At 72.0% G+C, this 6,000-nt stretch carries 7 protein-coding genes and 1 rRNA gene; 5 read left to right on the top strand and 3 right to left on the bottom strand.

The window, feature by feature from the left end:
* Positions 1–91, top strand: a 5S ribosomal RNA gene (gene rrf / locus ASG41_RS05040); the annotation flags it as partial.
* A 524-nt stretch (positions 92–615) separates the two neighbouring features.
* On the opposite strand, the gene ASG41_RS05035 is transcribed toward rrf, so the two are convergent.
* The 3 genes from ASG41_RS05035 to ASG41_RS05025 are packed head-to-tail and all read right to left on the bottom strand — an operon-like array spanning position 616 to position 2,578.
* Positions 616–1,311 (bottom strand): hypothetical protein, encoded by a 696-nt coding sequence (locus tag ASG41_RS05035; RefSeq protein WP_056290884.1) that lies wholly within the window; start codon positions 1,309–1,311, stop codon positions 616–618.
* Positions 1,308–2,219: an ABC transporter ATP-binding protein gene (locus ASG41_RS05030; RefSeq protein ID WP_056290881.1), complete on the bottom strand. Its 912-nt coding sequence runs from the start codon at positions 2,217–2,219 to the stop codon at positions 1,308–1,310. Before ASG41_RS05030 ends, ASG41_RS05035 begins: the two co-directional genes overlap by 4 nt.
* Positions 2,216–2,578, bottom strand: coding sequence for a GntR family transcriptional regulator (locus tag ASG41_RS05025; RefSeq protein WP_056290879.1), 363 nt, complete (start codon positions 2,576–2,578; stop codon positions 2,216–2,218). Before ASG41_RS05025 ends, ASG41_RS05030 begins: the two co-directional genes overlap by 4 nt.
* A gap of 160 nt (positions 2,579–2,738) precedes the next feature.
* Between ASG41_RS05025 and ASG41_RS05020 the strand changes: the two genes are divergently transcribed.
* From ASG41_RS05020 to ASG41_RS05005, 4 genes are all read left to right on the top strand, one after another.
* Positions 2,739–3,041, top strand: coding sequence for an urease subunit gamma (locus tag ASG41_RS05020; protein ID WP_056290877.1), 303 nt, complete (start codon positions 2,739–2,741; stop codon positions 3,039–3,041).
* Between the two features lie 125 nt (positions 3,042–3,166).
* Positions 3,167–3,469, top strand: a complete 303-nt coding sequence (locus ASG41_RS05015) for an urease subunit beta (protein ID WP_056290922.1) — start codon at positions 3,167–3,169, stop codon at positions 3,467–3,469.
* Positions 3,469–5,190: an urease subunit alpha gene (locus ASG41_RS05010; protein WP_056290874.1), complete on the top strand. Its 1,722-nt coding sequence runs from the start codon at positions 3,469–3,471 to the stop codon at positions 5,188–5,190. Before ASG41_RS05015 ends, ASG41_RS05010 begins: the two co-directional genes overlap by 1 nt.
* Positions 5,191–5,224: 34 nt before the next feature.
* On the top strand, positions 5,225–5,992 hold the full coding sequence (locus ASG41_RS05005; protein ID WP_056290872.1) for an urease accessory protein UreF: 768 nt from the start codon (positions 5,225–5,227) through the stop codon (positions 5,990–5,992).
* The last annotated feature ends 8 nt before the right edge of the window (positions 5,993–6,000 follow it).

Below are 6,000 nucleotides of genomic sequence, written 5' to 3'. Positions count from 1 at the left end.
GCCCGGTCTCATTCCGAACCCGGAAGCTAAGCCTCTCAGCGCCGATGGTACTGCCCGGGGGACTGGGTGGGAGAGTAGGACGCCGCCGGACATCATTCCCGAAACGGGGTCACGACACAGTCGTGGCCCCGTTTCGGCATTCCCAGACCATTCCGGGTGGCGGGCTCTGAGGTCACCAGAGGTGACGCGTCACGGCGGTTGCCTCTCAGTGGCTCAGTCGACACGGCCGGCGGTGCAGGTGCTGGTGTCACCACCTCGGCGGTCGAGTCCGGGATCCAGAACGACGAGGGCTGAGGTGCTCCACCAACGTCTCCTCAGGCTGGTCTGGCTCGCCGCAGGGCGACGTGCCACTTCCGGCTCACGGCCGATGTCGTTGCACCCCGGCTCGCACCCCGTCCCGGCCGAGTCGTCGACGGGCCGACGGCGGCATCGGTCGGCGCTTGGCGGCCCCTCGCGGAGGACTGAACCGGCAGCGCAGCAGTGCTCAGGTTCTCGTGGTTGCCCTGCTCGTCGCCGGGCGTGGTGGCCGCCGTACTCGTGATGAACGGGTCCATGCGTCGAGGGCCGACCCGCGCAGGGTGTGCGGGTCGGCCCTCAGATTGCTCCAGTGACGTATCAGGGGACGGCCCGGCGCAGGCCGGCGAAGCCCAGGCCGGCGAGTGCGACAGCGGCGAGGCCAGGTACCACCAGGACGAGGACGGCCAGTGGTGCGTCGAGGAAGAAGGCACCGACCGCTCTCCACGACCCGCTGTACGTGACCAGGACCCCGGCCAGGCCGCTCAGCAACAGACTCGTGATGCCCAGGACCCACATGCCGGTCTGGCCCCACCGCTTCACCACCACACCGAGGCCCGTGCCCACCACTGACGCCAGGATCATCGGAACGGCGAAGACCACCACTTGCAGGGCGGGGTTGTCGACGTCGAGCCGACCGGGGGCCCAGAAGGACAGTCCCACGCCCCATCCGCCGGTCGCGTTCTCCACGAGGGTGAAGACGGTGAGGACGACCCCGAAGACCAGGGACTGCAGCCCGGCGGTGAGTAGGGTGCCGAGGTAGAACGTCCTCCTGGTCAGGCTCAGGCCCATGGCCAGCGGGAACAGCTGCGTCACCGACTGCAGGAACACGATGCCGACGGTGATGTAGAGGGACACGAGGCCACCGGTGCCACCGGCGGCGCGGGCCTCGGGGGACATCGCGGCCCAGATGGCCAGGTTGATGGCGAAGCTGGAGCCCACCACCAGCCAGGGGACGCCGAGGGCCACCGGGGCGTGGATGGCGTGCAGGCGTGCTGCGGCGACGACGCGGCTCATCGCGACACTCCCTCGAGGTCGTCGGGTGCGGTCGTGGTTGGCGCTGTCGCACGACTCAGCGCGACGACGAGCTGCTGGAGCGATGTCGGTTCCGGCGTCAACCCGTGCCGAGAAGCCTCGTCGCGGTCGGTGGCCGAGTGGACCTCGACCACCGCCCGGGTGAAGGAGCCCAGTGCGTCCGAGTGGAGGACTCGCCGGCCTGCGGTGAACGCGGCGACCGCGGGGATCTGACCGGACACGGTGAGCGCTCGGTCGCGCAGGGACTCGGCGTCCTCGTCCAGCAGCACGCGTCCGCGGTCCACGAGGAGGACGTGCTCCAGGAGGTCGCCGATCTCCTCGATGAGGTGCGTGCTCAGCACGATCGTGCGTGGCTGTTCCGACCAGTCGGCGATGAGCCGGTCGTAGAACTGCTGCCGGGCCACCGCGTCCAGGCCCAGGTAGGGCTCGTCGAAGAACGTGATGGGTGCGCGCGAGGCCAGGCCGACGACGATGCCGACCATCGACGTCATCCCGCGGGACAGCTTCTTGACCGCACGGCGGCGGGGGAGGTCGAACTCCCCCACCAGCTGTGTGGCGAGGTCGTCGTCCCAGTCCGGGTACAGCATCCGGGCGGCGGTCAGGACGTCGCAGACCCGGAAGTGGTCCGGGTACCGCTGACTCTCCTTGACGAAGCAGACGCGCTGCAGGACCGAGTCCGCCTCGTAGGGGTCGACGCCGAAGACGCGCACCCTCCCCGACGTCGGCACCCGGTGGCCGGTGAGCAGTTGCATCAGGGTCGTCTTGCCTGCCCCGTTGCGCCCGAGCAGGCCGGTGATGCAGTCCTGCCGCAGCTCGGTGGTGATGCCGTCCAGAGCGGTGTGGCCACGGAAGCGCATGGTCACGTCGTCCAGCGTGGCGGCGGCGGTCATCGGGCGCCCCTCCGTTCCGCGATCATCGTGGAGATCTCGGCGCCCGAGATGCCGAGCTTGGCGGCCTCGGTCAGCAGGGGCTCCAGGTACTGGTCCGCGAACTCGCTGCGACGCCGCTTGAGCAGCTGGTCGCGGGCACCGGTGGCGACGAACATCCCGACTCCTCGTCTCTTGTGGAGGACCCCGTCGTCGACGAGCCGGTTCAGGCCCTTGGCCGCGGTGGCGGGGTTGATGCGGTGGAAGGCGGCGAGCTCGTTGGTCGAGGGCGCCTGGCTCTCCTCCGGGAGGGAGCCGTCGACGATCGCGTTCTCCACCTGTGCCGCGATCTGCCGGAAGATCGGGCCGCCGTCCTCGTTCACGCCGACCGGGCGTGACGAGGGTGAGCGCGACGGCTCGTTGGTCCACTACTCATGTAATGAACCATAGAAGTGGTACGCCACTCAGCGCAAGGGCCGACGCAACAGGACTGTCACACCCCGGGGTTAGCGTGCGGATCCCGAGACGACGGAGGTCGACCCCGTGCACCTGTCCCCGCACGAGCAGGAGCGGCTGCTGCTCAGCTACGCCGCCGAGCTGGCGCGTCGCCGGCAGGCCCGCGGACTCAAGCTCAACCTCCCGGAGGCCACGGCGCTGGTCACCGACCACGTGCTGGAGGGGGCCCGGGACGGGGTCCGGGTCACGGAGTTGATGCAGAGCGGCCGCACGGTCCTCGCCCGGGAGGACGTCATGGACGGTGTCCCGGAGCTCCTGGAGGAGGTGCAGGTGGAGGCGACCTTCCCGGACGGGACCAAGCTGGTGACCGTCCACCACCCGATCCCGTGAGCGCCAGCGAGCGGGGCCGTCCGGCGCAGCCCGTGAGCGCCAGCGAGCAGGACCGTCCGGCGCAGCCCGTGAGCGCCAGCGAGCGGGACCGTCCGGCGCAGCCCGTGGGCGGGGAGTTGCACGGCGTGGTGCCCGGGGAGGTGATCCCGGCCGAGGGCTGGATCGAGACGCTGCCCGGGGTGCCGCGGGTCGAGCTCGAGGTGCACAACAGCGGGGACCGGCCGGTCCAGGTCGGGTCGCACTTCCACTTCGCGCAGACCAACGCCGCCCTGGTGTTCGACCGGGTCGCGGCGCACGGTCACCGGCTGGACATCGCTGCAGGTACGGCGGTGCGCTTCGAGCCCGGCATCGAGAAGACCGTCACCCTCGTCCCCCTGGCCGGCGCGCGCGTCGTCCCGGGCCTGACCGCAGAAGGGGGTCTGGGCTGATGGTCCGGCTGTCCCGTGAGCGCTACGCCCAGCTGTACGGCCCGACCACCGGGGACCGGATCCGGCTGGCCGACACCGACCTGCTCATCGAGGTCACCGAGGACCGCTCCGGTGGGCCCGGGCTCGCCGGCGAGGAGGCGGTGTTCGGCGGCGGCAAGGTCATCCGCGAGTCGATGGGCCAGGGTCGGGCGACCCGGGCCGAGGGCGCACCCGACCTGGTGATCACCGGCGCGGTGGTGTTGGACCACTGGGGCGTGGTGAAGGCCGACGTCGGCATCCGGGACGGCCGGATCGTGGCCCTGGGGAAGGCCGGGAACCCCGACACGATGGACGGCGTCCACCCCGACCTGGTGATCGGCCCGGCGACCGAGGTGCTGTCCGGCAACGGCAAGATCCTCACGGCCGGCGGCATCGACTGCCACGTCCACTTCATCTGCCCGCAGATCGTGCCGACCGCGCTCGGGTCGGGGGTCACCACGCTCATCGGCGGGGGCACCGGGCCGGCCGAGGGGTCCAAGGCCACCACGATCACCCCGGGTGACTGGTACCTCGCGCGGATGCTCGAGTCGATGGACGTCTGGCCGGTCAACGTCGCGTTGCTCGGCAAGGGCAACACCGTCTCGCACGCCTCCCTCGAGGAGCAGCTGCGGGCCGGGGCCAGCGGATTCAAGCTGCACGAGGACTGGGGGTCGACCCCGGCCGCCATCGACGCGGCCCTGACCGTCGCGGGCCGCCACGGCGTCCCGGTGGCGCTGCACTCGGACACCCTCAACGAGGCCGGCTTCGTCGAGGACACCCTCGCGGCCATCGCCGGGCGCAGCATCCACGCCTACCACACGGAGGGCGCCGGGGGTGGGCACGCACCGGACATCATCACCGTTGCCGGCCACCCGAACGTGCTGCCCAGCAGCACGAACCCCACCCGGCCGCACACGGTGAACACCCTCGACGAGCACCTCGACATGCTCATGGTCTGCCACCACCTGGACAGCTCGGTGCCCGAGGACCTTGCGTTCGCCGAGAGCCGGATCCGGCCGACGACCATCGCCGCCGAGGACCTGCTGCACGACCTGGGCGCCATCTCGATGATCGGCTCGGACGCGCAGGCGATGGGCCGAGTCGGCGAGGTCGTCATGCGCACCTGGCAGACGGCGCACGTGATGAAGCGGCGGCGTGGGTCACTGGCCGGTGACGGCGCCGCGGACAACGCCCGGGCCCGCCGGTACGTCGCCAAGTACACGATCTGCCCCGCCGTGGCGCACGGCATCGACGGCGAAGTGGGCTCGGTCGAGCCGGGCAAGCTCGCCGACCTGGTGCTGTGGGACCCCAAGACCTTCGGGGTGCGGCCGCACGTGGTGCTCAAGGGCGGGATGATCGCCTGGGGCCAGATGGGGGACGCGAACGCCTCCATCCCCACGCCGCAGCCGGTCTTCCCCCGGCCGATGTTCGGGGCGTACGGCAAGGTCCCGGCACAGACGTCGCTGCACTTCGTGGCCCAGGCCGCGTTGGACGCCGGGCTGCCCGACCGGTTGGGCGTGGACCGTCGGCTCGTCGCGGTCCGGGACACTAGCCGGCTCGGGAAGTCCGACATGCCGGAGAACACCGCGCTGCCCGACATCCGGGTCGACCCCGACACGTTCACCGTGTCCGTCGACGGTGAGGTGTGGGACCCCGAGCCGGTCGCCGAGCTGCCCATGGCCCAGCGCTACTTCCTCTTCTGACCGTGGCGAGGACCCTGACTCCCGGAGACGGCAGGTGACGGCGGCGCTGCTGGCGCTGGCGGACTCCCGGCTGCCTGCCGGTGGGCACACCCACTCCGGCGGGGTGGAGCAGGCCATCGCGGCCGGGATCGTCGGCGACCCGCGTTCGCTGGAGGGGTTCCTGCGTCGGCGGCTCGAGACGTCCGGGGCGGTCGCCGGTGGACTGGCCGCAGCTGCCTGCCGGGCGGTCACGGAGGCAGAGGCGGTGCCGGATGGTGGCCTGGCTCGCGTGCTGGTCGCGCTCGACGCGGAGGCCGACGCGCGGACCCCGTCGCCGGCACTGCGGGCGGCCGCCCGGCAGCAGGGACGTGGGCTGGTCCGGGTCGGTCGTCGTGCCTGGCCGCACCCGGTCTGGGACGCGCTGCCGGGGCACCCACACCACCCGGTGGCCCTCGGGGTCGCCGCCGCGGCCGGGGACCTGACCGCACGGGACGCCGCGGCGGCGGCCGCCTACCTGGCGATCACCGGGCCGGCCACGGCGGCGCAACGGCTGCTGGCCATGGACCCGATCACCGTGGCCACGGTGACCGCCCGACTCGGGCCGGACGTCGACGCCGTCGCCGCCGATGCGCTCGCCCGCACCGGTCAGGGCGGCGCCACCGCCACCGTCTCTGGCGACCACCGGACCGAGGTGACGGGGGCGGTGTCCTGGGCCCCCGCCGGTGCGGCGGTCGGGACCTGGCTGCCGGCCGACACCGATCCTCTGATGGACCTGCTCGCCGAGGTGCACACAGCCCGGGGGGACCGGTACTTCGCCTCCTGACCGGGGGC

The sequence above is a fragment of the Modestobacter sp. Leaf380 genome, from assembly GCF_001424485.1.
Lineage (GTDB): Bacteria > Actinomycetota > Actinomycetes > Mycobacteriales > Geodermatophilaceae > Klenkia.
This window is presented reverse-complemented; position numbering and strand designations above follow the sequence as displayed.

Excerpts from the sequence above, each read along its gene's own strand:
- ASG41_RS05035 (WP_056290884.1), bottom strand. The coding sequence starts at position 1,311 with ATGAGCCGCGTCGTCGCCGCAGCACGCCTGCACGCCATCCACGCCCCG.
- ASG41_RS05010 (WP_056290874.1), top strand. The coding sequence starts at position 3,469 with ATGGTCCGGCTGTCCCGTGAGCGCTACGCCCAGCTGTACGGCCCGACC.
- ASG41_RS05030 (WP_056290881.1), bottom strand. The coding sequence starts at position 2,219 with ATGACCGCCGCCGCCACGCTGGACGACGTGACCATGCGCTTCCGTGGC.